Raw genomic sequence first — 25,275 nt, 5'->3', positions numbered from 1 at the left:
GACGAATGGAGAGCCGCGTGACTCCGCCCCCGCATGCCGCAGACCGCCGCCGTCATCCCGCCCTGCGCGTGGCGGGCGGGGCCGTCGGCGCGATCGTCCTCGCGCTCCTGCTGCTGATCCTGCTCTGGCGCTGGGACTGGTTCGTCCCCCTCATCAACCGCAAGGCCAGCGCGGCGCTCCATCGCCCCGTGACCATCGCTCATCTGCACGTGTCGCTCGGCCTGAACACCGTCGTCACCCTCGACGAGCTCGACATCAAACAGCCTGAGAATTTCGCGGACGAGAAAGAGGATTTCGCCTCCGCGAAACACATCACGGTCGCGGTAAAACTCTGGCGTTACGTCACCGGCCACGGGCTCGAAATACCGCGCATCGTGATCGACGCTCCGCGGGGAGACATCGTCGCGCGGGCTGACGGCACAGCCAACTACATTTTCGGCGACGCTTCCGCCTCATCCGGCAAAAGCAGCGACGCGACGCCCGTGCCGCGCATCGACTCGCTGACGATCACCGATGGCGACATCCGCGTCGCGCTGGCGAAATTCCACGCCGACATGCGTCTCCTCGTCCATATGCTGCCGCCACGGAACGGGCCGCAAAGCGAGGATGACGGCAGGATCGTCGTGGACGCGAAAGGCCGCTACGCCGGCCAGCCAATCACGGGCCATCTCGTCGGCGGCGCGCTGCTTTCGCTCGCGAACCGCACCCATCCCTATCCGATCGACGCCTATATCGAAAATGGCCGGACCCACATCTCCCTCAAGGGCACGGTGGACGATCCCCTCCATTTCGCGGGCACGAAGCTGACCCTGCATCTCACCGGGCCGGACATGGCCCTGCTCTACCCGCTGACCGGCGTGCCCATCCCGCATACGCCGGCCTATTCCGTCGCCGGGAAGCTGAACTATACGGCCGACCATATCCGCTTCGACGATTTCGAGGGCCGCATGGGCACATCGGATATCGGCGGCGACATCGCCGTGGACCCGCACGATCATCCGCCGACGCTCGACGCCCGGCTGCATTCCCATCGCGTCGATCTCACCGATCTGGGCGGCTTCATCGGCGCGTCGCCGCGCGGCGAGAAAGCCCCGCCGCCGACCTCGCCCGCCGGGCACGTCCTGCCGGACCAGCCGATCGACGTTCCGAAGCTGAACGCCATCAACGCCCATCTCGTCTATCATGGCGACCATATCGAGAACCGCAAGGCGCCGCTGGACGATATCGATGCCGATATCGTCGTGAAGGACGGCAGCATCGACATGCGCAAGCTGGCTTTCGCGGTCGGCAGCGGCACGCTCGGCATGGCCGCGACCCTCGATCCGGCCCCGCACGACCAGTTCACCACGAAGCTGCGCGTCGATGTGTCCCGCCTCGACATCGCCCGGCTGATGCGCGCGACCGGCACTTTCAAGGGCAAGGGCACGCTGGGCGGCCACGTCACCCTGAACGCTACCGGCAATTCCGTCGCCAGCCTCGTCGCGAACGGAAATGGCGGCGTCACCCTGGTGGTCGATCACGGCGGCGACGTCTCCGCCCTGCTGCCCGATCTGGCCGGGCTGAAACTCGGTAGCGCCCTCCTCTCGGCCATGGGCGTGCCGGACCGTTCGAAACTTCTGTGTTTCATCGCCAACATGCCCCTGCGTCAGGGCGTATTGCACACCGACACGCTGCTGCTGCTGACCGACGCCACGCGCAGCACGGGCGAAGGCACGGTGAATTTCCGCACGAACCGGATGGATTACAGCATCACCACCCGGTCGGTGCACATGAACATTCTCTCCATTCCCGGGGCGATTCATGTCACCGGGCCGATCGACGCCCCCTCGATCATGCCGGGGGCGGAGGTGATTGGCCGCACGGCGGCCGCCGTCGGACTGGGCGTGCTCTTTCCGCCCGCCGCGCTGATCCCGACGATTCAATTCGGCGTCGGCAAGGGCGGCGTCTGCGAGGCCGCCCTGCAGGAGGCCGACACGCGTCCCGCCGCCGGCATCGCCCCCGGCTCCACCACGGGAAAGGGCCGGCCGGTCGTGAAAGCCGCCCCGTCTGCGCATCATGGTGCCCATCATGCTCCCCCGAAGCGGACGCATCTGTCATCCGGCGACGTGCATGCCGCCTGGGAGCGCAAGCTCCACGGCCATCCATGAGCGCGGCGACCGGCTGAAGAGTAAAAAACGCGACAGGGAATGGCTGGCGGATTGATCGCCCCCCTCTCGCCTGTCAGTCTCCCGCCATGATGCGCCGCCTCGCCCTTCTCGCCACGATTCTGGTGACGATTCCGCTCGCCGCCTGCCAAGACGACGCCGCGCCTTCCAGCGTGACGCCGCTCAGCAACGGGCCGCCTCCGGTGATCCTGATCTCGATCGACGGCTTCCGCCCCGATTATCTCCATCGCGGCGACACGCCCACGCTCGACCACCTCGCGGAAACCGGCGTGTCCGGCGCGATGCGGCCCGCCTTTCCGTCCGTCACCTTTCCCAATCACACGACCCTCGTCACCGGCCTGACGCCGGACCATCACGGCATCGTCAGCAATACGATGCGCGATCCGGCCATCCCCGGCGAAACCTTCAGCGTGGGCAAGCGGACGGGATTGAACGACCCGCGCTGGTGGGCGGGCAGCGAGCCGGTCTGGATCACGGCGGAAGCGCACGGGCTGCGCACCGCGACGATGTTCTGGCCGGGCTCCGAAGTGCCTTTCCACGGCTTGCGCCCGCATGACTGGAGAGCTTTCGATCCGCAGGTGACGCCGCAGGAGCGCGTCGATCAGGTGCTCGCCTGGTTCCGCCGCCCCGGCAACGCCCGCCCCGCCTTCACGACGCTGTATTTCGACGGGGTGGACCATGCGGGCCACAAATACGGCCCCGATTCGGCGGCCGTCCGCCGCGCCGCGCGCAAGGTGGACGACGCCATCGGCGCGCTCGTCGCCGGGCTGGGCGACGAAGGCGTCACGCCGGATCTCATCATCGTGTCGGATCACGGGATGACCGCGATCAGCCCGAAACGGGTCATCCCGCTGACCGATCTCGCCCCCGCCGACGACATGGAGATCGTCACCTCCGGCGCCTATGCCGGGCTCGACCCCCGTCCCGGACACGAACACGCCCTCGCCACAGCCCTCGCCCGGCCGCACGCCCATGTGCAATGCTGGCCCAAATCCCGCATTCCGGCGCGTTTCGCCTATGGGCAGAACCCGCGCGTGCCCGCCTTCCTCTGCCTCGCCCAGACGGGCTGGATGCTGACGGCGCCGGGCGCGCATCCGCCCTCCGGCGGCACGCACGGCTATGACAACGCCGATCCCGCCATGGCCGCGCTCTTCATCGGCCATGGACCGGCCTTCGCCTCGGACAAGACGATTCCGGAATTCGACAATGTGGACATCTACCCGCTGACCATGGAGCTGCTTGGGCTGATGCCGCTTCCCGATGACGGCACGGTGACGCCCTTCGCGCCCTATCTGCGTGGGGTCTACGCGAATTTCTGAGTACCCGACCGGCTTGCGTGCCGGGAGCGCAACGAACATCATGGCCGGCCCCACGACCCGACCGGACGCCGCCCTTGCCCCACGCCTTCGCCTCCTGGCTCGACCGCCGCTTCGCCCTCTCCGCGCGCGGCACCACCCCCGCGCGTGAACTCCTCGCCGGGGTCACGACCTTCGGGGCGATGGCCTATATCATGGCCGTGAACCCGGCGATCATGAGCCTGGCAGGACTCGACCGGCACGACATGATCATGACGACCATCGCCGCCGCCTTCTGCGGCACGATGCTGATGGCGCTGCTGGCCAACATGCCGATCGCCCTCGCCCCCGCCATGAGCAGCAACGCGATCTTCGCGCAGATCGTGGTGAAGCAGATGCATGTGAAACCCGCCACCGCCTTCACCATCATCCTGATCAGCGGGCTCGCCTTCACCCTCCTCTCCGTCACCAGCCTGCGGCAAAAGATGGTCCGCAGCTTCCCCGAGCCGATCGTGATGGGCATCCAGGTGTCGATCGGCATCTTCATCACGCGGATCGGCATGGTGACGGGCGGGCTGGCCGTGCCCGGCGCGGACGGCTTCCATTTCGGCGATCTGGCCGATCCCGCCGTGCTGCTCTGCCTGGGCGGCGTGCTGATGGCCGCCGTCGCCACGGTCCTGCGCCTCCCCGGCGGGCTGCTGCTGACCATCGCCGCCGTCACCCTGACCGGCCTCTTCGTCTCCAGCCGGGGACATCCCGTCACCCCATGGCCGTCCCGCCTCGCCGACTGGCCGCATTACCCGACGCACCTGCTCCTGCCCTTCGATTTCGGCGATTTCCTTTCCCATCTCGGCCTGCTGCTGCCCATCACGCTCTATTTCTTCCTCAGCGATTTCTTCGACGCCACGGGCACCATGTTCAGCGTCGCCAACCGGGCCGGACTGCGCCATCCGAACGGAGAAACGCTGCTGGGCCGCCGCGCCTTCGCCGCCGACGGCGCGGCGAGCGTGATTGGCAGCGCGCTGGGCACCTGCACCGTCTCGGCCTATGTCGAAAGCCTCGTGGGCGCGGAGGCGGGCGGAAAGACCGGGCTCACCGCCGTGACCGTGGCGCTGCTCTTCCTCGCCTCCTCGGTGTTCTGGCCGGTCATCACCATCATCCCCGCCGTGGCGACGGCCCCGATCCTCATCCTCGTGGGCCTCGGGATGCTCTCCCATCTGAGCCATGTCACGGACCGCTCCACGGAGGCGATTCTCACTCCGCTGGCGATGCTGCTGACCACCGTGCTGACCGGCAATTTCATGTATGCGCTCTGCTTCGGCGTGCTCTTCTATTCGGTCCTGCTGGCCGCCACGCGGCAGTTCGCCCGGCTGACGCCCATGCTGCTGGGGCTCGACACCGTCTTCCTCTTCTATCTCATCCTGGTCACGAAGATGGGACTCGGCGCCTCCGGCTAGGCGTTAACCCGGCGGAAACCTCTCCCGCGATACAGTCCCTCCGCAACCCGGAGGATTCATGCCGCACATCTTCATCGCCACTCCGTGCTATGGCGGAATGGTCACGCAAAGCTACATGCAGTCCGTCATCGGCTGCCTCGGCGAGGCGGGCGCGCTGGGGCTGACCCTCACCCTCGGCATGATCGGCGATGACGCCCTCGTCACCCGCGCCCGCAACACGCTTCTGCACCAGTTCTTCACCCGCACGGACGCCTCTCACATCCTGTTCGTGGACAGCGATATCGGCTTCACCGCCCACGACATCGCCGCCCTCGCCGCGTCCGGGAAATCCGTGATCGGCGGCGCCTACCCGCTGAAATCGCAGTACTGGGACGCGGCGACCACGCGCCTCGTCGCCGCGGGCGAAGCGCCCGCCACCGCCGGCCTGCGCTATGTCGGCGAATGCCGCGCGCTCTACGACCGGCCGGACGCCCCGCTGTCCCGGGTCTCCTATGTCGGCACGGGGTTCATGCTCATCGCGCGGGAAACCGTCGCGGCCCTGCGCGCCGCCTGCCCGGAGACGCGCTACCGCCGCATCGATGCGCCCGGAGACCGGGAACGCATGGGCGGCGACGCCTACGCGTTGTTCGATTGCGCCATCGACCCGGACACGGGCACCTATCTGAGCGAGGATTTCGCCTTCTGCCGACGCTGGACACGGATCGGCGGCGAGGTCTGGCTGCATCGTGGCCTGAAGCTGAGCCATACCGGCGCCAGCACCTTCCTCGGCGATCCCGCCGCCCGCCGGATCAGCCCCTTTTGACGCGCGCCTCCGCGAAGCAGCGGGACAGGAACCGCGCCCCCTCGCGCAACGCTTTTCTTCCATCCGCCGTCATCGCATAGAAATTGAGGAAGCCGTGAATCGCCCCCGGCACCATCCGATAAATGACCGGCACGCCGGCGGCGGCCAGACGATCGCGATAGATTTCGCCCTCCCCGCGCAGGGGATCGAATTCCGCCGTGATCACCATGGCGGGCGGAAGACCGTCGAAACGTTCGGCCAGGGCGGGCGCGAAACGCCGATGGGTCAGGAGCGATTCAGCGGCGAGATAGGCCCGCACATACCATTCCATCACCGCCGTGGTGAGCATGTAGCCGTCGCCGTAGCGCAACCGGCTGTCCGGCTCCAGCGCTCCGGTCAGGGCGGGGTAATAGAGAAGCTGCCCGGCAATCACCGGACCGCCCTCGTCCCGCGCGATCTGCGCCGCCACCGCCGCCAGATTGCCACCCGCGCTGTCCCCCGCCACGGCGACTGGCAGATCGTAAAGCCGCGCCATCCCGGCAACCCATCGCAATGCCGCCCGCACGTCCTCCACCGCCGCGGGGAAAGGATGCTCGGGCGCGAGACGGTAATCGAGCGAAACGATCATCGCATGGGACTGCCGCGCCAGACGGCAGCAGATCCCGTGATGCGAGACGAGATCGCAATGCACGAACCCGCCGCCATGCAGGAAGAGCACCACACCGTCCACCCGCCCGCGCGGACGATAGAGCCGAGCCCGGCACACTCCGTCGCCGCCGGGGACGAGCACATCCGACCAGTCCCTGATCTGAAGGGACGAAAGCGCCACGGGAAAACTCGGCCGCCCCGTCGCCGCGCGCAGGGCCGCGAGAGTCTGGGCGTCGGACGGGACGAAACCGGATGCGCGGACCTTCTCCCGCCGCGCGGCGCGCCACATTCCAACGAACCGGAGAAAGGCGAGAAGCGCGCGGTAGAACAACGACGGACGGGACGACATCCGCTCATGATGGCGGCGAACCCTTCGCCCCGCAAGCGGAGCCGCGCCTTGACCCTGCCCGGCGTTTGGGCCAGTTTCCGCCCGCCAGACGGTCGGGCGGCCGCTGTCGCGTCGATGCGAATCGGCGCGATGGAGGAAAGTCCGGGCTCCACGGGAGAACGATGCCGGTTAACGACCGGCGGGGGCGACCCCAGGGAAAGTGCCACAGAAAACAAACCGCCCGCCTGACCTCACCGTCGCGGGTAAGGGTGAAACGGTGCGGTAAGAGCGCACCGCCTGCCTGGCAACAGGGAGGGCAGGGCAAACCCCATCGGGAGCAAGACCGAATAGGAACGGCTGGCGGCGTCTCCGGATGCCGCCGGAGGGCTCTCCCGCCTCGTCGTTCGGGTTGGTCGCGTGAGGCGCGCCGCAAGGCGCGTCCCAGAGGAATGGCCGCCCCGTCAGCAATGACGGACAGAACCCGGCTTACAGACCGTCTGGCAATTTCCCCCTTTGTTCTCGTCAGGACAGTATTGATCCGGTCTCGACCCCGCAGACGGGCAGAGAACAAAACAAAAACATAGCAGCAAATCGTAAACACTTTGCTAATGCGCGCGTGAATTTCCATCTCCGCTGAACAATCGCCTCTAAAGGGACGAAAAACTTCGATTTTTGGCGGTTCGACACGCGCGAATTGTTTGACCGCCCATGAAATCCCATGTTATCCCATGCATACCGCGTATGAAAACCATGTCATCCCACGCCACCCTGCCCACCGCAGCCCGCATTCCGGAGATGGCCTGACAGTTTTCCCGCAGCACGATTCACCGCTCTGTCCGGTTATGGCGGGACAGGCTGAACACCAGGGAGGACCCGTCCGGCGTGAGCGCGTTTCTCGGCACGCACCAGAACCGTTTCGACGCCAAGGGCCGCGTGTCCATTCCCGCGCCCTTCCGGACGCTCCTGCGCGCCCAGGCCGATGAGGGCACGCCGCTGGTGATCCTGCGCCCCTCGCCGCTCCACCCCTGCATCGAGGCCTGGCCCAACGCCGCCTTCGCCTCCCTGGGCGCGCCGCTGGATGCGATCGACATCTTCTCCGAGGACCATGACGATCTCGCCACCAGCCTCTACGCCGACGCCTATCCGCTCGACCCGGACAAGGAAGGCCGCATCATCCTTCCCGAGTCCCTGCGCCAGCACGCGGCGCTGACGGACGAGGTCGCCTTCATGGGCACGGGCCGCACCTTCCAGATCTGGGAACCCGCCGCCGCCGCCCGCCGCCGCGAGGACGCGCGCAACCGTTCCCGCGCGCTGATGGGCCGCAAGAACGGGGGAGACGCCGCATGAGCGCCGTATTCTCCCGCCATGGCACGGATATGTTTCCCACCTTCGCCCCGGCCTCCGGCACCGACCACCCGCATCCGACGCAGGAGCGGCCGGGCCATGTTCCCGTCATGCTGCCGGAGGTTCTCGCCGCGCTCGCCCCGCGCGACGGCGGGCGCTATGTGGACGGCACGTTCGGCGGCGGCGGCTACACGGCGGCGATCCTCGCTCACGCGGCCTGCGGCGTCTGGGCCATCGACCGCGACCCCGACGCGCTGGCGCGCGGCGCGGCGATGGCCGCCCGGTTCAACACGCCGGACGCGACACGCCTGCACCTGATCGCGGGGAATTTCGGCGCGATGGCCGACCTGCTCGGCGACGCCGCGCCCTTCGACGGGATCGTGCTCGATATCGGCGTCTCCTCCTATCAGATCGACGAGGCGGAGCGCGGCTTCTCCTTCCGTCACAACGGGCCGCTGGACATGCGCATGTCCCGCGACGGGCGCAGCGCCGCCGATATCGTCAATCAAGAGGACGAGCACGCCCTCGCCGATATCCTCTATCATTACGGCGAGGAGCGGATGTCCCGCCGCATCGCCCGCGCCATCGTCGCCGCCCGCGCCGAAGCACGCTTCGAGACGACCGAGCAGCTCGCCGCGCTCATCCGCAAGGTCGTGCGCCCGGACCGCTCGGGCATCGACCCTGCGACGCGCAGCTTCCAGGCGCTGCGCATCGCGGTGAATGACGAGCTCGGCGCGTTGCAATCCGCTCTGGAACAGGCCCCCGCCCTGCTCGCCCCGGGCGGAAAGCTGGTGATCGTGACCTTTCATTCGCTGGAGGACCGTCTGGTCAAGCAGGCCATGGCGACGCTCGCCGGACGCAACAGCCGCCCGTCCCGTCACGAGCCGATGGCGCTGTCGCCCTCGGCCGGCCCCGCTTTCGCGCTGGGCCATTCCCGTCCCGTCACCGCCTCCACCGAGGAGGTGCGCGCCAATCCCCGCGCCCGCAGCGCCCGCCTGCGGACCCTCATCCGCCTTCCCGTCCCCACCGCTCCGACCGGACAAATGCCATGATCAGGCCCTTCACCGTTCTCTGCGCCCTCCTCGCCGGCGGTTCCGGACTGTTTCTCTATACGAAGAAGCATGAGACGACCGTGCTGGACCAGAACATCACGCAGATCGTCCAGTCGACGGAGCGTGTTCGTCAGCAGACGGCCATGCTGCGGACGCAATGGGCGCTGCTGAACCAGCCCGACCGGCTGGCCTCGCTGGCCACGCGCTTCCTGCCGCATCTCCGGCCCATGGCGCCGCAGCAATATGTCCGCCTGGCCAGCGCCATGGACATGCTGCCCGCGCCCGGCTCGCATCTCGTCACGGTCGATCCGCGCGCGGCGATGGACGGACAGATCGCACCCGCCGCCGCGACGCCCGCGCCCCGGCAGAGCCCGCCCCAGACCCTGTCTCAGATTTCGCCCCAGACGCCGACGCGGCGTCCGGCTGCCGCGGCGGTCGCCGTCATCGCCTCCGCCGCGCCGCCGCCCCCGCGCGTCGCGGCGCATGGCGACGCCCCATCGCCCGTTTCCCAAGCGCCCGCATCGACGCGCGGCGCCACGTCCCGCATTCAGCCGTCCAGGGCGACGGCCGCGCCGGTCGAACTCGCGCGGCTCGAACCCCGCGCCGTCGACGAGTCCCGTTTCGCCCACCGCGCGCCGATGCCGTCCCGTCTGCATGACGAGGCCCGTTCGACGGCGAAACCCGATCGTGTCATTCGCCCGGCGGTTTACGCGGAGCATTATCATCCGCCGCGTCCGACGCCGATGATGGTCGCCGCGTGGCGTCCGGCGTCACAGCCGCGCGTCTCGCATCATACGATCAACGACATCGGCTCGGCGCTCGGCGGTTCCGGAAGCGCGCTGCCGCCACCCATGCCCCTGAACTGATCGCATCGCCATGCGGCTGCGCGGCCCCTCCTTCCCCGGCAAACCCAGCTCCCGACGCCTCCAGGCGTCGCTGGAGCAGATGCATGTCCGGCTTCTGGCAGTGGGAGGGGGCTTCCTGGCCCTGTTCGGCGCCGTCTCGCTCAAGCTGGCCTTCGCGACCGTCCTCATGCCGATGGCGCCCGAGCAGCGCCAGATCGCCCCGCAGGTTCCGGACATTCCGAAAAGCGACCCGAAAGGCCAGATCGCCGGGGATTTCGCTCTTCCCAACGTGCATCGCGCGACCATCGTGGACCGCAACGGCCAGACTCTCGCGCTTTCCCTTCCGGTGGCGCAGGTCTACGCCAATCCCATGGAGATGATCGACCCTGCGGACGCGGCGAAAAAGCTCCGCGCCGTCCTGCCGCAACTCGATGAAGCCGAGACCGTCCGCCGCCTCTCGCTGAAGAAGCAGTTCGTCTACCTGGCCCGCGACATCGCCCCGGCGCAGGAGATCGCCATCAACAATCTCGGCATTCCCGGCATCTATTTCGAGCCAGGCGAACGCCGTCATTACCCGCTGGGCCGCACGGCCGCGCAGATTCTCGGCAGCGTGGACATCGACGATCACGGCATCGCGGGCGTCGAGCGCCATTTCGACCAGCGCCTGAACACGGACAGAACCCCTCTGCGCCTGTCGCTCGACGTGCGCGTCCAGGCCGTCGCGCGTGACGTGTTGCAGGACGCCGTGGCCGAGTTCCAGCCCATCGGCGCGGCGGCCATCGTCATGGACGTGCGGACGGGCGAAGTCCTCGCCATGGTCAGCCTGCCGGATTTCGACGCGAATGACTTCGCCCATGCCGACCCGAACGCGCGCTTCAACCGCGCCGTGACCGGCGTGTACGAGCCCGGCTCGACCTTCAAGCTCCAGACCGCCGCGATGGGGCTGCAATACGGCGTCATCCATATCTGGGACCGGTTCTCGACCACGCCGATCCATATCGGACGATTCACCATCTCCGACATGAAGACGGACCATTTCGCCCCCTATCTCGCCCTCCCCGACGTGCTGGCCAAATCGTCCAACCCCGCCGCCGCCCATATCGCGCTGGATGTCGGCGCGACGCGCCAGCAGGAATGGCTGAAGACCATGGGGTTCTTCGACCGCGTGCCGATCGAGCTGCCTGAAGCGGCGCGCCCGATCATCCCGTCCCGCGCGAACTGGGGCGTCTCGGCGGTGATGACCGTCGGCTTCGGCCATGGCGTGGCCGAGCCGCCGCTCTCGATCGTCCGCGCCACGGCGGCGGCGGTCAATGGCGGCATCCTCGTCACGCCGACCCTGCTCGCGAAGACGCCCGAGGCCGACACCCCGGCCTCCGCCGGCGCGCCGGCGCTGACCAGCCCCAGCGGCGCGCCCATCCGCCCCGTCGTCTACGCTCCCGCCGCGGAGAGCGCCGACCCGGCCGAGATCCCGAACGGCAGGCGCGTCCTGTCCCAGGAAAACTCCACCCTCCTGCGGAAGATGCTGCGCCTCGACGTTACTCAGGGCACCGGCAAGACCGCCGAGGTGCCGGGCTATTACGTCGGCGGCAAGACCGGCACGGCGGAGAAGATCGGCCCGCATGGCGGCTATCTCAAGCATGTCAACGTCTCCGCCTTCACCTCGATCTTCCCGATGAACGCGCCGCGCTACGCGGTCTATGTGATGCTCGACGCGCCCCACGCGACACCCAGAACGTACGGCTTCACCACCGCCGCGTGGAACGCCGCCCCCACCGTGGGCAAGATCATCTCCCGCATCGCCCCCATCCTCGGCATGTTCCCGGACACGAAGGACGCGGCGCGCATCGGCGCCGAACTGGCCATACCGCTGGAACCCCGCGTGCCCGCGGGATATCGCGCCCTCGGTCCCGGCAACGATCCCGGCGATCCCCGCGCGGCGGCACAGCGGAAAGCCGCGGAGGCCAGAACCGCGCATCTCGTCCGTCACAGCGTCAAGCGCGGCTGATCGGATCATGCGGCTTTCCGATCTTCTCGCCGCCGCCGCGCTTTCCCTCCCGGACGGCACGGGCGATCCCGAGATTGCGACGCTGACCGCCGACAGCCGCGCCGTCACGCCGGGTTCGCTCTTCGCCGCGCTCCCCGGCGCGAAAGCCGACGGCGCCCGTTTCATCGCGGATGCGGCGGCGAAGGGCGCGGTCGCGCTGCTGACGCCGCCGGGCGTCCCCGTCCCGCCCGGTCTCGTCCATGTCGCGACCCCCGAACCGCGCCGCGCCCTCGCTTTGATGGCGGCCTCCCTCGCCGGGCCGCAGCCGGCGCGCATCGCCGCCGTCACCGGCACGAACGGCAAGAGCAGCACGGCGGAGTTCATCCGCCAGCTCCGCCACGCGCGCGGCGATCTCTCCGCAAGCCTCGGCACGCTCGGGCTGATTTCCGACCGTCCGGTCCCGCCGCCGCCCGCCCTGACGACGCCCGATCCGGTCGCGCTGGCCGAGACGCTGGCCGCCCTCGAACGCGCCGGGGTGGAGTCGGTCGCGCTGGAAGCCTCGTCGCACGGGCTCGACCAGCACCGGCTGGACGGGGTGGCGATCGCGAGCGCGGGCTTCTCCAACCTCACCCGCGATCACCTCGATTATCACGGCACGCTGGACGCCTATCGCGACGCCAAGCTCCGCCTGTTCCGCGATCTCCTCCCCGAGGGCCGCATCGCCGCGCTGAACGCGGACATGGACCCGGAGACCGTCGCCGCCGTCACCTCCATCGCCGCCGCCCGCCGCCACCGGCTGCGGACGGTCGGGCTGGCGGGCGAAACGCTGCGCCTCGTCACGGCCCGCCCCCTGCCGGAAGGACAGGTGCTGACGCTCGATCTGTTCGGCACACGCCTCCCCGACATCACCCTGGCGCTGCCGGGCCGTTTCCAGGCGGACAACGCGCTGCTCGCCGCCGCGCTGGCCTGGGAGGACGATGACGAGGCGCGCGCCGTACTCGATCTCTTGCCCAGGCTGACGGGCGTGCGCGGACGCTGCGAGCGCGCCGTCCTCCGCGCCGACGGCGCCGCCGCCTATGTCGACTACGCCCACACGCCGGACGCGCTGGAGCGCGTGCTGGTCAGTCTCCGCCCGCATGCGGCGGGACGGCTGATCGCGGTGTTCGGCGCGGGCGGCGACCGCGATCGCGGGAAGCGCCCACTCATGGCCGCGGCGGCAGGAAAATTCGCGGATATCGCCATCGTCACCGACGACAATCCGCGCGGCGAAGACCCCGCCGCCATCCGCGCCGAGGTCAGGGCGGGCTTTCCGGACGCGCTGGAAATCGGCGACCGCCGGGCGGCCATCGCCGCCGCGCTGGACATGCTGCGCCCCGGCGACGTGCTCGTCGTCGCGGGCAAAGGCCATGAGCAGGGCCAGATCATCCAGGGCGTCGTCCATCCCTTCGACGATCGCGGCGTCCTCCGCGAACTGGCGGGAGTCGCGCCGTGAGAAGTGACGCCGCGCCCCTCTGGTCCAGCGCCGAACTCCGCGCCGCCACCGGCGGCACGCTGGCCGCCGAAACCGGCGTCAGGGGCGTCTCCATCGACACGCGCACGATTCAGCCGGGCGATCTCTTCATCGCGCTGGCGGGCGACAACAGCGACGGCCACGTCCATCTCGACACCGCCTTCGCGCGCGGGGCCGCCATCGCCATGGCACATCGCGACGGCGACGATCCCCGCCTGCTCCATGTGGCCGACACGATGCGCGGCTTGCAGGATCTCGGCCGGGCCGGGCGCGCGCGCTTCGGCGGCACAGCGATCGGCGTCACCGGCAGCGTCGGCAAGACGACCACCAAGGACATGCTGAAGCTGGCCCTCGCCGCCTACGGCCCGGCCCATGCCTCCGTCGCGTCCTATAACAACCATTGGGGCGTGCCGCTCACCCTCGCCCGCCTGCCGCGCGACGCCGCGTTCTGCATCGCGGAGATCGGCATGAACCATCCGGGCGAGATCGCCCCGCTGGCAGCACTGGCCGCGCCGCATCACGCGGTCATCTCCAGTATCGGCACGAGCCATCTCGGCCATATGGGCAGCATCCATGCGATCGCGCTGGAAAAATCGGCCCTCATCGCCGCGCTTCCGCCCGGCGGCGTCGCCTTCGTGCCGGATGACGCGCCGGGGCAGGACTGCTTCGAGGCGGCGGCGGCGCGGTCCGGCGCCAGTCTCAGGCGCGTCGGGGCGGGCAGGAGCGCCGATTTCCGCCTGATCGACCTCACCTGCACCGCCGAAGGCAGCCGCTTCACCCTCGGGGGCCATGAGGTGACGCTCGAAGCGCCGGGACGCCACCTCGCGCGCAACGCCGCCGCCGTTCTGGCCGTCATCCTGTCCCTCGGTCTCGATCTCGCCCCGGCGATCGCTTCCCTGCGCGGCTATCGTCCCGGCGCCGGGCGCGGCCTGACCGAGCCGCTCCCCTGCGGCGCGGCGCTGATGGATGAGAGCTACAACGCGTCCTCCCTTTCCATGCGCGCGGCCTTCGACACGCTGGCCCTCCTGCCCGCCACGCGCCGCATCGCCGTGCTGGGCGACATGCTCGAACTCGGCCCCTTCGCGGAAGCCGAACATGCGGGGCTCGCGCCCGACGCGGCGCGCGCGGCCGATCTCGTTTTCTGCTGCGGTCCGGCGATGAACGCACTTTTCACGGCTTTGCCGCCGGAAAAACGTGGCGCTTGGGCGCCCGATGCGGCATCACTCGCGCCTCTTCTCAAACCTTTCCTGACGAATGGGGATCTCGTGCTGATCAAAGGCAGCAACGGCAGCCGGATGCGTGACATCGTGGCGGCGCTCAAGACGCCGGAACCGGAGACGCGCGAGGGCGCGCACTGATGTTCTATGATCTCATCGCGGCCCACGCCACATCGCATGGCGGCATCTTCAATCTCTTCCACTACATCACCTTTCGCTCCGGTTGCGCCTGCGTCACGGCCCTGTTCGTCAGCATGGTCCTCGGCAAACCCTTCATCGCGCAGCTCAAGCGCATCCAGCGCGAAGGCCAGCCGATCCGCGCCCTCGGGCCGGAGCGGCATATTCTGGAAAAGGCCGGCACGCCGACCATGGGCGGCCTGCTGACGCTGATCGCGCTCTTCACCTCGACCCTGCTCTGGGCCGACCTGACGAACGGCTTCGTCTGGGCCGTGATGACGATCACCGCCGTCTTCGGCGCGGTAGGCTTCGCAGACGATTATCTCAAGCTCTCGCGGCGCAACACCAAGGGCGTTTCCGGCCGCGTCCGCCTGGCCATCGAATTCGCTGCCTCGCTCGTCGGCGGCTACTGGCTGGAGAGCCTGATGCCCGCCGACCTGAGGAACACGGTGGCCTTTCCCTTCGTGAAGGATCTGCTGCTCCCCCTGGGGTTCGCGTTCCCGCTCTTCGCCATGGTGACGATCGCCGGCTTCGGCAACGCGGTGAATTTCACCGACGGGCTGGACGGTCTGGCGATTGTCCCCGTCATCATCGCCGCGCTGGTCTTCGCGCTGATCTCCTATCTCGTCGGCAATCACGTCTTCGCCGACTATCTCCAGCTCCATCATGTCCCCGGCACGGGCGAACTCTCGGTCTTCTGCGCCGCGCTGATCGGGGCGGGGCTCGGCTTCCTCTGGTTCAACGCCCCGCCCGCCGAGGTCTTCATGGGCGATACCGGCTCGCTCGCGCTGGGCGGCGCGCTCGGCTCCGTCGCCGTCGCCACCAAGCATGAACTCGTGCTCTGCATCGTCGGCGGGCTGTTCGTGGTCGAGACGCTCTCCGTCATCATCCAGGTCTTCTGGTTCAAGCGGACCGGGCGCCGGGTGTTCCTCATGGCGCCGCTGCACCATCATTTCGAGAAGAAAGGCTGGAAGGAACCGAAGATCGTCGTGCGCTTCTGGATCGTGTCGATCATCCTGGGGCTCTGCGGCCTCGCGACGCTGAAGCTGCGCTGATGAGCACGCCCCGCCCCTTCCCCGCCGCTCTCCTCGCCGGACGGCGCTTCGCCGTGCTGGGGCTGGGACGCAACGGGGGCGCGGCGGTGGACGCGCTGCTCGCCATGGGGGCGAGCGTGCAGGCTTGGGACGACCGGAACCCGGCCCACCCCGTCTCTCCCCCGGCGCAGGACCGGCTGACGCTGGCTCCCTTCACGACGCTGAAGGGGATGGACGCGCTGATCCTGTCCCCCGGCATCCCGCACACGCTGCCCGCCCCGCATCCCGCCGCCGTCCTGGCGCGCGAGGCGGCCGTGCCGATCCTCTCCGACGCCGAGATCCTGTTCCGCTGCGTCCGCGCCGCCGGTTCGCGGGCCCGCTTCGCCTCCGTCACCGGGACGAACGGCAAATCCACCACCACCGCGCTGCTCGCCCATATCGTCGAACAGGCCGGCTGGCCCGTCGCCGCGGGCGGCAATCTCGGCACGGCCGCGCTCGCCCTGCCTCTCCTGCCCGATGACGGCGCGTACGTCATCGAGATGTCCTCCTACATGCTGGAGCGCCTCGACCGCTATCACGCCGCCACATCCTGCCTGCTCAACCTGACGCCGGACCATCTCGACCGCCACGGCGACATGGCGGGCTACGCCGCCGCGAAGGCGCATGTTTTCGACCATATGGACGCCCGGGACCGCGCGGTGATCGGCGTGGACGATCCATGGTGCGCCGCCATCGCCGAGAGCGTGACCGCGCGCGGCGTGCCCGTCACGCGCCTCTCCCTCGCCGGCGCGCCCGCCACGCTCACCTTTGACGGAACGACGCTGAAATCGGACGGCCGGGCGCTCTTCGCCATGGCCGAGGCCCCGGCGCTTCCCGGCGCGCACAACGCCCAGAACGCGCTCGCCGCCTGGGCGATGGCGGCGCATCTCGGCCTTTCCGCCGAGGCCATCGCCGCCGGGCTGCGTTCCTATCCCGGCCTGCCGCACCGTCAGGAGCGTGTCGGCACGTTCCAGGGCGTCACCTTCGTCAATGACAGCAAGGCCACCAACGCCGAGGCGGCGGAGAAAGCGCTGGGCTGCTATGACCGCGTGATCTGGATCGCCGGGGGCACCGCGAAATCCGGCGGGATCGAGAGCCTCGCCCCACTCTTTCCGCGCATCGCCCGAGCCTTTCTCATCGGCCGCGACGCGCCGGTCCTGGCGGACACGCTCGCCCGCCATGGCGTTCCATTCGAGATCGCCGTCACGCTGGATCGCGCCGTGCCCGCCGCTCACGCCGCCGCGCGGGCGGAAAACGCGCCCGTCGTGCTGCTTTCACCCGCCTGTGCGAGCTTCGATCAATTTTCGAGCTTTGAGGCGCGCGGTTCACAGTTTATTCATCTTTTTGGCAATCTTATAGAATCAAACACTTCAACCGAGCCGTTGCCACGAGAGGACTGACGCCCCATGCCAGCCATTTCCCGCGTCGATGCGTCGCGCCTGGCCCGCTGGTGGCGGAATATCGATCGTGTGACCCTTTCCTGCGTCGGCATCCTCATCGCGTTCGGCTACATCCTCATGCTCGCCGCGAGCCCCGCCGTGGCGGTGCGAATCGGCGCGTCGCGCGAGATGTTCATCCTCAAGCAGGTGGTCTTCCTCGCCTTCTCCGGGATGACCGTGCTGGCCGTCTCCACCCTCTCGACCAAAGGCGTCAAGCGGCTGGGCCTGATCGGCGGCGTGATCGCGCTCGCCGCCACGGCGCTGACGCTGGTCCACGGCGTGGAGATCAAGGGCGCGCGACGCTGGATCGCGCTGCCGCTCATGTCGGTCCAGCCTTCGGAATTCCTCAAGCCCTGCTTCGCCGTCGTCACGGCCTGGCTGCTGGCCGAGCGGCGCAGGCACAGGCTCTTCGGCCGCGTCCCCTTCCCCGGCCTCCCGATCGCGCTGGGCTGCTTCGCCGTCATCCTGCTGCTGCTGAAATCCCAGCCGGATATCGGCATGCTCTCGGTCGTCACCATGGTGTTCATGACCCAGCTTTTCGTGGACGGGCTACCGCTCCTCTTCGTCGGGCTCGGCGTGGGCGCGATGGTCGGCGCGTTCGGCGCGGCGTTCGTCGCCTTCCCCCATGTGCGCTCGCGCGTGGAACGCTTCCTGCACCCGAATATCGGCGATCACTACCAGATCGACACCGCCCTGCGGGCCTTCGGCAATGGCGGGTTGCTGGGACGGGGACCGGGCGAGGGCCGGGTGAAGGATCTTCTGCCCGACGCCCATGCCGATTTCGTCTTTGCCGTGGCGGGGGAGGAATACGGCCTGCTGATCTGTCTCGGCATCATCGCGGTCTTTCTCGTCATCGTGTTGCGCACGCTGCTCAAGCTGATGCGCGAGGACGACCCGTTCATCATCACCGCCTGCACGGGTCTGGTCGCCGGCTTCGGCTTGCAGGCCTTCATCAACATGGGCTCGACGCTGCATCTCATCCCCACCAAGGGCATGACCCTACCGCTGATCTCCTATGGCGGCTCATCGGCGATCTCCGTCGCCCTGACCCTGGGCATGGTGCTGGCGCTCACCCGCCATCGCGTCACCGCCAGCAGCATCTCGCAACGGTTCGAGGAAGAGGAGTTCCTCGACGGCCAGCGCTGGAACGACCAGCACTGGCGCGCGCGGCAGGACCTCGCATGAGCTGTTCGTCTCCCCTGAAGATCGCGATCGCGGCAGGCGGAACGGGCGGGCATTTCTTCCCCGCCGAGGCGCTGGCGACGGAACTCGGCACACGCGGGCACACGCTGATCCTGATGACGGACCGCCGCCACGGCGCGCGCGCGACCGGCTTCTTCGCCGACAGGCCGCAATATGTGCTCGACGGCGCGGGCGTCGCGGGCAAGGGTCTCGCAGCGAAGCTCCGCGGGTTGAAGGCGCTGGCCGGCGGGACGTTCGCCGCCCTCGCCCTGCTGAAGACGATCGCGCCGGACGCGGTGGTCGGATTCGGCGGCTACCCGTCCGTCCCGCCGCTTCTCGCCGCGCGGCTCATGGGCGGGAGGCGCCCGGCTCTGATCATCCATGAGGGCAACGCCGTGCTCGGTCAGGCCAACGCGCTGCTCGCCCGCTTCGCCGACGCCGTCGCCACCTCCTATCCCGTCGTCGCCCGCTTCCCGCCCGGCAAGACGGCGGTGCTGACGGGCATGCCCGTGCGCCCCGGCATCGCGGCGCTGATCGACACGGCCTATGACCCGCCCGGCGAGACGCTGAACCTGCTCGTCTGGGGCGGCTCCCTCGGCGCGCGTGTGTTTTCCGACGTGGTGCCCGAGGCGCTGACCGCCCTGCCGCCCGGCGATCGCGCGCGGCTGCGCGTCACGCAGCAGGTCCGGCAGGAGGACGCGCCGCGCGTCGCCGCCCTCTATCGGAACGCCGGGATCCTCGCCACCACCGCGCCGTTCTTCGACAACGTGCCGGACCTGCTCGCCGCCGCGCATCTCGTGATCGGCCGCGCCGGCGGCTCGTCCGTCGCCGAACTCACGATGGCGGGCCGTCCCGCCATCATGGTGCCGCTGCCGGTCGCCGCCTCCGACGAACAGGGCGCGAATGCGGAGGAACTGGTGCGGGCGGGCGCGGGCTGGATGATCCGCCAGCCCGATTTCACCGCCGCCGCGCTGACGCAGCGCCTCGAAGCCCTGCTCGCCGATCCCGCCGCCCTCCCACGCGCCGCCGCCGCCGCGCGCGCCCTCGCGCGGCCGGGCAGCGCCGCCCTGCTGGCCGATCTGGTCGAATCGACCTGCGCGGCCTATGCCTCGCCCTCATCCCCCACCCTCTGACCCGCCCTCCGCGAAAGTCCGAACTCCCATGCGCGCACTTCCCCTCTCCATCGGCACCATCCATTTCGTCGGCATCGGCGGCATCGGCATGTCCGGCATCGCCGAGGTGCTGCACCTGCTCGGCTACAAGGTGCAGGGATCGGATATCAGCGAGAACGCCAACGTCCAGCGCCTGCGCAAGCTGGGACTCACCGTGCATATCGGCCACGCTGCGGAAAATCTCGGCGCCGCGCAGGTCGTGGTCACCTCCACCGCCGTCAGGCCCGACAATCCGGAAGTGACCGCCGCCCGAGCGCGCCTCATCCCCGTCGTGCGCCGCGCGGAGATGCTGGCCGAGCTGATGCGGCTGAAATGGTCCGTCGCCGTCGGCGGCACGCACGGCAAGACGACGACGACCAGCCTCGTCGCCTGCCTGCTCGAACACGCGAAGCTGGACCCGACCGTCATCAACGGCGGCATCATCGAGGCGTACGGCACCAACACGCGCATGGGCTCCGGCGAATGGATGGTCGTCGAGGCCGACGAGAGCGACGGCTCCTTCCTGCGCCTCCCCGCCGTGATCGCCGTCGTCACCAACATGGACCCGGAACATCTGGACCATTGGGGGACGGAAGAGGCCATGCAGGCGGCCTATGACCAGTTCGTCTCCAACATCCCCTTCTACGGTTTCGCCGTGCTCTGCATCGACCATCCGGCGGTGCAGCAGATGATCCCCCGCCTCTCGGACCGCCGCGTCATCACCTACGGCTTCAGTCCGCAGGCCGATATCCGCGCGGAGAAAGTCATCACCGACCGGCTCGGCGCGACCTTCGAGGTCGTGATGACCGACCGCACGCGGAACCGCACGCGCCGCGCCGGGCCGTTCCGCCTGCCGATGCTCGGCAATCACAACCTCCAGAACGCGCTCGCGGCCATCGCCGTCGCGCATGAGATGGATATCGACGACGCGACCATCCGCTCGGCCCTGGCCAGCTTCCGGGGCGTGAAGCGCCGCTTCACCCGCACCGGCGAATATGGCGGCATCACGGTGATCGACGATTACGGCCATCACCCGGTCGAGATCGCCGCCGTCCTGCGCGCCGCCCGTCAGGCCGGGGCGCGTCAGGTCATCGCCGTGGTGCAGCCGCATCGCTATTCACGCCTGCAAGGGCTGTTCAACGAGTTCTGCACCTGCATGAACGACGCGGACACGGTGGTCGTCGCCGATGTGTACGCGGCCGGCGAGGGGCCGATCGAAGGCGTGAGCCGCGACGCGCTGGTGGAGGGGCTCCGCGCGCGCGGGCACCGTTCGGTCGTGCCGCTCTCCGCGCCTGACCACCTCGCGGAGATGGTCAACGCCATGGCCAAGCCGGGCGATTATGTCGTCTGTCTCGGCGCGGGCACCATCACCAACTGGGCGCAGGCCCTGCCCGGCCAGCTCGCCGCGCTGAACGGCAAGCCGGAGAGCAAGGACGCCGCCGCGTGAGCGTGACCCCCCTTTCCCTGCCGGGCACGCGCGGCCGCCTGACCCATAACGCGCCGCTCGCGCCGCGCGCCTGGTTCCGCAGCGGCGGCCCCGCCGAGGCGCTCTTCACGCCCGAAGACGCGGACGACCTCGCCGCCGCCCTGCGCGCCCTGCCGCGCGGCACGCCCGTCACCCTGCTGGGCGCATGCTCGAACGTGATCATCCGCGACGGCGGGATCGCAGGGCTCGTCATCCGGCTGGCGCGCGGCTTCTCCGGCATTGACGTCGAGGCGGACGGCATCGTCGCCGGGGCGGCGGCGCTCGACATGACGCTGGCGGAGCATGCCGCCGCCGCCGGGCTGGACGGTCTCTCCTTCCTCGCGGGGATTCCCGGTTCGGTCGGCGGCGCGGTCGTCATGAACGCCGGCGCCTATGGCTCGGACACCGCCGCCGTGCTGGACTGGGCGGAGATCATGCTGCCGGACGGCTCGATCCGGCGTCTGGACAATGCCGCACTCGGCTTCTCCTACCGTCATTCGGCCCTGCCCGATGGCGCGATCGTCCTCCGCGCCCGCTTCCGCGCGCGAAAGGGCGACCCGGACGTCATCCGCACCCATATCGCCGACATCCGCGCCGCCCGCGACGCCTCGCAGCCCACCCGCTCGCGCACCGGCGGCTCGACCTTCGCCAATCCGGACGGCCACAAGGCATGGGAACTGATCGACGCGGCGGGATGTCGCGGCCTGCGGATCGGCGACGCGCAGGTGAGCGAGAAACACTGCAACTTCCTGCTCAATCTGGGCGCCGCCACCAGCGCGCAACTCGAAGACCTCGGCGAAACCGTCCGCGCGCGCGTCAAGGCCCGGTCCGGTGTCGCATTGCGCTGGGAAATCAAGAGACTGGGAAACCCGGCATGACCCGTCACGTCGCCGTCCTGATGGGCGGCATCTCCAGCGAGCGCCCCGTCAGCCTCAGCAGCGGCCAGGCCATCGCCGCCGCACTGCGCGAGGCGGGATACCGCGTGACCCCGATCGACGCGGGGCCGGACATCGCCCTCACCATCGCCGCCCTGCGCGACGCCGCGCCGGAGGTCGTGTTCAACGCCCTGCACGGCCCGTTCGGCGAGGACGGTGCGATCCAGGGCGTGCTCGAATGGATGGGGCTGCCCTACACGCATAGCGGCATCCGCGCCTCCGCGACCGCCATGGACAAGGCCGCGAGCCGCGCTCTCCTCGCCGCCGCCGGGCTGCCCGTGGCGCGCGGCATGACGCTGGACCTCCCCACGCTGGAAGCGGCCGACCCGCTGCCGCTGCCCTATGTCATCAAGCCCGTCGCCGAGGGATCGTCCGTCGGCGTCGAGATCCTGCGCGAAGGCGACAACCGGCGCGCCGAGATCGCCCGGACATGGCGTTTCGGCAAGGTGGCGCTGGCCGAGGAATTCATTCCGGGCAAGGAACTGACCGTGGGCGTGCTGGGCGGCAGGGCGCTGACCGTCACCGAGATCCGCCCCGCCGCGACGGGCTTCTACGATTTCGACGCGAAATACGCGCCGGGCGGCTCGGTTCATCACCTTCCCGCCGCGCTGCATCCGGCGGCGTTCGAACAGGCGCTCCGCCTCGCCGAGGCCGCCCATCGCGCGCTGGGCTGCCGCTCCGCCACCCGCACCGATTTCCGCTACGACGACACAGGCGACGACGCCGAACCGGGCCGCCTCGTCATTCTCGAAGTCAACACCCAGCCCGGCATGACGCCGACCTCGCTCCTGCCGGAGCAGGCGGCCTTCACCGGCATGAGCTATCCGGCGCTGTGCGACTGGATGGTGCGGGAGGCGCTCGACCGCTGATGGCTGCACGCCCGCAGAGCAGGAACGGCTACGGCAACGATCGCCCGTCGCGCGCGCGCATGTTCTGGCGGCGTCAGAAGCGGCTGCTGCGGCCATTGCTTCTCCTCACCCTGCTCGCCGGAGCCGCCATGGGCGCGGCCGCCATGCTGCACGATTCGGAATCGGAGCAGCATTTCGCGCCGCTGCGCGCCCGGCTGATCCAGATGATGCCGCTGAAGATCGTGCATATCGAGATCACGGGCCGTCACCTGACGACCGAGGCGAGCCTCCTTCAGGCGCTCGGCACGCGGCCCGGCGCGCCGATGTTCGGATTTTCCGTCGAGGCCGCGCGCCGCCGCATCGACGCGCTGCCCTTCGTCGATCACGCCACGGTGGAGCGCCATCTCCCCGACACCGTCCTCATTCATCTCGTGGAACGCAGCCCGGTCGCGGTCTGGCAGAGTCACGGCACGTTCCAGCTCATCAACCGCGCGGGCGAGCGCGTCCCCGATCAGGGCATGACCGGCAAGGACGCCGAAGCCTTCACGAAGCTGCCGCTCGTGGTCGGTGATGGCGCGAACGTCGCGGCGGCAGAGTTGATCGACGCGATGGACGCCCAGCCCGTGGTCAAGTCCTTCGTCGTCGCCGCGGTGCGGGTCGGCGACCGGCGCTGGAACCTGACCCTGCGCGACGGCACGACCGTCCTGCTTCCCGAGGGCCACGAGCCCGCCGCCCTGGCCCGGCTGGCGCGCTATGAGGCGTCGGACCGTCTCCTCGAACGTCCCGTCATTTCTATCGACATGCGCCTGCCCGATCGTATGATCATCCATCAGGCGCCGGCTCCGGCGGCGGCTCCCGTTCCGGCCAGGCCGGAGGGCAACCCACAGGACAGCGGAGGACAGAGCCCATGAACGACCTCGTCGTCACAGAGCCGCAGCCTCCCAAGCGCAAGCGGCGCGGTCCGCGCGGACGGGGGCTGATCCCGGTCGGAGGCGAGCCCGCGCTGCGCGAACGGCCGGACCGCGACATTCTCAGCCTGCCGCCGCCGGACGCGCCCGCCGCGCCCCGGCTCTGGCGCCCCGGCATCTTCGGGGTGCTGGATATCGGCTCGACCAAGATGACCTGCCTGATCGGGCGCGGCGAGGCCGACGGCTCCCTGAGGGTGCTCGGCTATGGCTGGCGCCGGTCGCGCGGCATCCGCAACGGCGCCGTCGTCGATCTGCGGGAGGCGGAGCAGGCCATCCGCGCCACCGTCGGCCAGGCGGAGGAAGCCGCCGACAAGCGCCTGGACGAGGTGACGGTGAACCTCTCCTGCGGCCAGCCGGAAAGCCGCCTCTTCAACGTGCGGATGCCCATCGGCGGCCGCGAGGTGACGGCGCAGGACGTCGCCCGCACGATCGCCGAGGGCCAGGCGCGCGCCCATACGGAAGGCCGCTCGGTCATCCATACGCTGCCGGTCGGCTTCTCCGTCGATCAGACATCCGGCATCGTCGATCCGCGCGGCCATCTCTGCGAGCATCTCTCCGGCCACCTGCATGTGGTGGACGCCGCGACCACCGCGCTGCGGACGCTGGATTCCGTCCTCGCCCGCGCCGAACTCAAGCTGGCGGGCCTGGTCTCCTCCCCCCTCGCCTCGGGCCTCGCCGTGCTGGAGGAGGACGAGCGGGAACTCGGCGCCACCGTCGTGGAGATGGGGGGAGGCACGACGTCCATCGCCGTCTTCGGCGAGGGGCTGCTGCTGCACACGGCCCATCTCCCGGTCGGCGGCCTGCATGTCACCAACGATCTCGCGCGCCTGCTCTCGACCTCGCGCGAGAATGCCGAGCGGCTCAAGACGGTCTACGGCTCGACGGAAGTCGCGCCCGTGGAAGAGCTCGAATTATTGCCGTTGCAGATGATCGGCGAGCACGGGGACGCGATGACGCGAGTCTCGCGCGCGCGCCTCGTCTCCGCCATCCGCCCGCGCGTGGAGGAAACGCTCGAACTGGTGCGCGACCGGCTCGACGGCGCCGGTCTGGGGCGCGCCGGGCGGAGCCGCGTGGTTCTGACGGGCGGCGCGTCGCTGCTCGACGGCATCGGCCCGCTGGCGACGCGGATACTTGACCGGCCGGTCCGTTTCGGTCGCCCGATGCATGTCTCCGGCCTGCCTGAAGTGTCTTCGGCGGCGGCGGGCTTCTCCACGGCGGCGGGGCTGCTGGCCTGGGCGGCGGGCGCCGACCGGGCCTTCCGGAGTGTCGACATGCCCGAAACACGCTCCGGCGGATTTTTAAAACACGTGATTCACTTCATTCGCAATCATGTGTGATATACACTTCCCGTTAAGACAAAACGTGCAAGATCATCTGTGCGGAGCGCAAACGGCCGCCCATTGCCCGGATT

At 69.3% G+C, this 25,275-nt stretch carries 20 protein-coding genes and 1 other RNA gene; 20 read left to right on the top strand and 1 reads right to left on the bottom strand.

Features of this window, described 5'->3' with window-relative positions:
* The first annotated feature begins 5 nt into the window (after positions 1-5).
* The 4 genes from EDC31_RS08355 to EDC31_RS08340 all read left to right on the top strand — a co-directional run bounded on the left by EDC31_RS08355 (position 6) and on the right by EDC31_RS08340 (position 5,719).
* Entirely contained in the window at positions 6-2,147 is a 2,142-nt protein-coding gene (locus EDC31_RS08355) for an AsmA family protein (protein ID WP_081797806.1), read from the top strand.
* A gap of 86 nt (positions 2,148-2,233) precedes the next feature.
* Positions 2,234-3,484, top strand: a complete 1,251-nt coding sequence (locus EDC31_RS08350) for an alkaline phosphatase family protein (RefSeq protein WP_132126999.1) — start codon at positions 2,234-2,236, stop codon at positions 3,482-3,484.
* Between the two features lie 74 nt (positions 3,485-3,558).
* Positions 3,559-4,917, top strand: a complete 1,359-nt coding sequence (locus EDC31_RS08345) for an NCS2 family permease (protein ID WP_042061059.1) — start codon at positions 3,559-3,561, stop codon at positions 4,915-4,917.
* A gap of 58 nt (positions 4,918-4,975) precedes the next feature.
* Positions 4,976-5,719 carry a hypothetical protein gene (locus tag EDC31_RS08340; RefSeq protein WP_042061057.1) on the top strand — a complete coding sequence of 248 codons (744 nt, stop codon included), beginning with the start codon at positions 4,976-4,978 and terminating at the stop codon, positions 5,717-5,719.
* On the opposite strand, the gene EDC31_RS08335 is transcribed toward EDC31_RS08340, so the two are convergent.
* Positions 5,706-6,695 (bottom strand): alpha/beta hydrolase, encoded by a 990-nt coding sequence (locus EDC31_RS08335; protein ID WP_042061055.1) that lies wholly within the window; start codon positions 6,693-6,695, stop codon positions 5,706-5,708. The genes EDC31_RS08340 and EDC31_RS08335 overlap by 14 nt on opposite strands.
* Before the next feature lie 84 nt (positions 6,696-6,779).
* Here EDC31_RS08335 and rnpB point away from each other — a divergent pair.
* The 16 genes from rnpB (at position 6,780) to ftsA (ending at position 25,201) form a co-directional block, all read left to right on the top strand.
* Positions 6,780-7,179: RNase P RNA component class A (rnpB, locus tag EDC31_RS08330), an RNA gene on the top strand.
* Between the two features lie 377 nt (positions 7,180-7,556).
* Positions 7,557-8,021 carry a division/cell wall cluster transcriptional repressor MraZ gene (gene mraZ / locus EDC31_RS08325; RefSeq protein ID WP_042061052.1) on the top strand — a complete coding sequence of 155 codons (465 nt, stop codon included), beginning with the start codon at positions 7,557-7,559 and terminating at the stop codon, positions 8,019-8,021.
* A 29-nt stretch (positions 8,022-8,050) separates the two neighbouring features.
* On the top strand, positions 8,051-9,070 hold the full coding sequence (gene rsmH, locus EDC31_RS08320) for a 16S rRNA (cytosine(1402)-N(4))-methyltransferase RsmH (protein ID WP_261753953.1): 1,020 nt from the start codon (positions 8,051-8,053) through the stop codon (positions 9,068-9,070).
* Complete coding sequence (gene ftsL, locus EDC31_RS08315; protein WP_042061049.1) at positions 9,067-9,936, top strand: cell division protein FtsL; 870 nt, start codon at positions 9,067-9,069, stop codon at positions 9,934-9,936. The genes rsmH and ftsL overlap by 4 nt, the downstream gene beginning before the upstream one ends.
* A 10-nt stretch (positions 9,937-9,946) precedes the next feature.
* On the top strand, positions 9,947-11,920 hold the full coding sequence (locus EDC31_RS08310; RefSeq protein ID WP_042061046.1) for a peptidoglycan D,D-transpeptidase FtsI family protein: 1,974 nt from the start codon (positions 9,947-9,949) through the stop codon (positions 11,918-11,920).
* Between the two features lie 7 nt (positions 11,921-11,927).
* Positions 11,928-13,391 (top strand): UDP-N-acetylmuramoyl-L-alanyl-D-glutamate--2,6-diaminopimelate ligase, encoded by a 1,464-nt coding sequence (locus EDC31_RS08305; protein WP_042061043.1) that lies wholly within the window; start codon positions 11,928-11,930, stop codon positions 13,389-13,391.
* Positions 13,388-14,767, top strand: a complete 1,380-nt coding sequence (locus EDC31_RS08300) for a UDP-N-acetylmuramoyl-tripeptide--D-alanyl-D-alanine ligase (RefSeq protein WP_042061041.1) — start codon at positions 13,388-13,390, stop codon at positions 14,765-14,767. Before EDC31_RS08305 ends, EDC31_RS08300 begins: the two co-directional genes overlap by 4 nt.
* Positions 14,767-15,858 (top strand): phospho-N-acetylmuramoyl-pentapeptide-transferase, encoded by a 1,092-nt coding sequence (gene mraY, locus EDC31_RS08295; protein WP_132126998.1) that lies wholly within the window; start codon positions 14,767-14,769, stop codon positions 15,856-15,858. Before EDC31_RS08300 ends, mraY begins: the two co-directional genes overlap by 1 nt.
* Positions 15,858-17,276, top strand: a complete 1,419-nt coding sequence (murD, locus tag EDC31_RS08290; protein ID WP_042059886.1) for a UDP-N-acetylmuramoyl-L-alanine--D-glutamate ligase — start codon at positions 15,858-15,860, stop codon at positions 17,274-17,276. Before mraY ends, murD begins: the two co-directional genes overlap by 1 nt.
* A 6-nt stretch (positions 17,277-17,282) precedes the next feature.
* Positions 17,283-18,500, top strand: coding sequence for an FtsW/RodA/SpoVE family cell cycle protein (locus EDC31_RS08285; RefSeq protein WP_081797687.1), 1,218 nt, complete (start codon positions 17,283-17,285; stop codon positions 18,498-18,500).
* On the top strand, positions 18,497-19,630 hold the full coding sequence (murG, locus tag EDC31_RS08280; protein WP_042059888.1) for an undecaprenyldiphospho-muramoylpentapeptide beta-N-acetylglucosaminyltransferase: 1,134 nt from the start codon (positions 18,497-18,499) through the stop codon (positions 19,628-19,630). The genes EDC31_RS08285 and murG overlap by 4 nt, the downstream gene beginning before the upstream one ends.
* Positions 19,631-19,658: 28 nt before the next feature.
* Positions 19,659-21,095, top strand: a complete 1,437-nt coding sequence (gene murC / locus EDC31_RS08275) for a UDP-N-acetylmuramate--L-alanine ligase (protein WP_042059890.1) — start codon at positions 19,659-19,661, stop codon at positions 21,093-21,095.
* Positions 21,092-21,991, top strand: coding sequence for a UDP-N-acetylmuramate dehydrogenase (gene murB, locus EDC31_RS08270; protein WP_042059892.1), 900 nt, complete (start codon positions 21,092-21,094; stop codon positions 21,989-21,991). Before murC ends, murB begins: the two co-directional genes overlap by 4 nt.
* Complete coding sequence (locus EDC31_RS08265; RefSeq protein WP_042059894.1) at positions 21,988-22,917, top strand: D-alanine--D-alanine ligase; 930 nt, start codon at positions 21,988-21,990, stop codon at positions 22,915-22,917. Before murB ends, EDC31_RS08265 begins: the two co-directional genes overlap by 4 nt.
* Positions 22,917-23,807: a cell division protein FtsQ/DivIB gene (locus EDC31_RS08260; protein WP_042059896.1), complete on the top strand. Its 891-nt coding sequence runs from the start codon at positions 22,917-22,919 to the stop codon at positions 23,805-23,807. Before EDC31_RS08265 ends, EDC31_RS08260 begins: the two co-directional genes overlap by 1 nt.
* Positions 23,804-25,201 (top strand): cell division protein FtsA, encoded by a 1,398-nt coding sequence (gene ftsA / locus EDC31_RS08255; RefSeq protein WP_042059899.1) that lies wholly within the window; start codon positions 23,804-23,806, stop codon positions 25,199-25,201. Before EDC31_RS08260 ends, ftsA begins: the two co-directional genes overlap by 4 nt.
* Positions 25,202-25,275 lie beyond the last annotated feature (74 nt).

Origin of the sequence: Acidomonas methanolica, from assembly GCF_004346035.1 — a bacterium.
Classification (GTDB): domain Bacteria; phylum Pseudomonadota; class Alphaproteobacteria; order Acetobacterales; family Acetobacteraceae; genus Acidomonas; species Acidomonas methanolica.
The sequence above is the reverse complement of the archived record's forward strand: the minus strand, read 5'-3'. Positions and strand labels throughout refer to the sequence as shown.